Raw genomic sequence first — 1,190 nt, 5'->3', positions numbered from 1 at the left:
TCACCGCACTGGATTAAGATTCAAGATTATGGCGAAATTCAAGTGGTTGAGAATATAAAGCACTTAGCAACGGCTAAGATTACGACCTCGAAAATCAAACGCAAAGATGACGGGACTTACGAACTGCAATTAGTACTCAAAGACCAAATTGAACGGAAGAAGCCTATTAACATGATTGGTGCTGACTGGAATATGAAGGACAACAAAGTCTTTCACACTTCCGATGATGAGAAAATCTATCTTGGTCATCTTAAACTCACTAACCGTCGTCTGATTGATGTCGGTGCTAAGGCAGATGAATACGAAACAATCATTAACGGACTCAAGCGTCGCCGGGCTAAAAAGGAAAAACACCTTAGCACCGATAGTCAACAACTTGAGAGATTGAGCATTCAAATCCGTTACTATTCTGCCCGGCGGGTAGGCATACTTACGGAACGGTATCGCCAGATTGCCCGGCAGATGTTTGATCATTACGATTTAATCGCCATTGAGCAATTAGACGCTAAGGAAATGCGAAAAGAAAATCGAAAGTGGTCAAAAGCCGCTAACCATGGGAAGAATCGGAAACTGGCCAAAGTCAAACCTTACGAAATATCCTTACTGCTCAAACAAGTAGCTGACCGTGAAGGAAAGACGCTCTTGAAAGTTGATAGTTACAAGACCAGCCAAGTTGAATTCGGCACTCAGTACCAGGAAAAGCACGATCCAAATGGCGAACGTCAATGGGTGTCTAAGTATACCGGAAAGTTAATTGATCGTGATTTAAACGCCAGTCGCAATATTTTGACTTGGGCGTTAGAGCAAAAAAAACACATTAAGTATTTGGAACGGCAAGCAAAAATTAAAGTTGCAAAAAAGGCTGGTATCACTAAAGACAAATTGCCGAAGGTAATTCCGGCCAAGGCATTAGTAACAATGAATTAGTTGATTTGATCAACGGGCGGGGCAGAACCTAGCCGTCCTTAAGGCTCCAAGAGTTACTGTTGGCGTATCACCCTGAGCGTGCAAAACGGGTGCGAAACAGTCATTAAGATCTAATTGATCTCAGCGGCGTTGGCCGTTGCATAGCTTAAACGTTTTCTAAGATCGCGAGGCGCTTAGCAGCCCTTTGATCCAGAAGCTCGGTCATTTATGACCGAGTAGTTCACCCGCATCCTGCTTATTATCACCAAATAACCATGCATCAT

Annotated in this window: 1 protein-coding gene; it reads left to right on the top strand. The window is 43.3% G+C overall.

All coding sequences use genetic code 11. The features are described from left to right. A partial coding sequence (locus FC85_RS16020) for a transposase (protein WP_235807812.1) occupies nt 1–927 on the top strand: 927 nt, incomplete at its 5' end. Nucleotides 928–1,190 lie beyond the last annotated feature (263 nt).

The organism is Lentilactobacillus diolivorans DSM 14421 (genome assembly GCF_001434255.1).
GTDB lineage: Bacteria > Bacillota > Bacilli > Lactobacillales > Lactobacillaceae > Lentilactobacillus > Lentilactobacillus diolivorans.
Note: the sequence above shows the minus strand (reverse complement) of the source record. Positions and strands in the feature narration are given on the sequence as shown.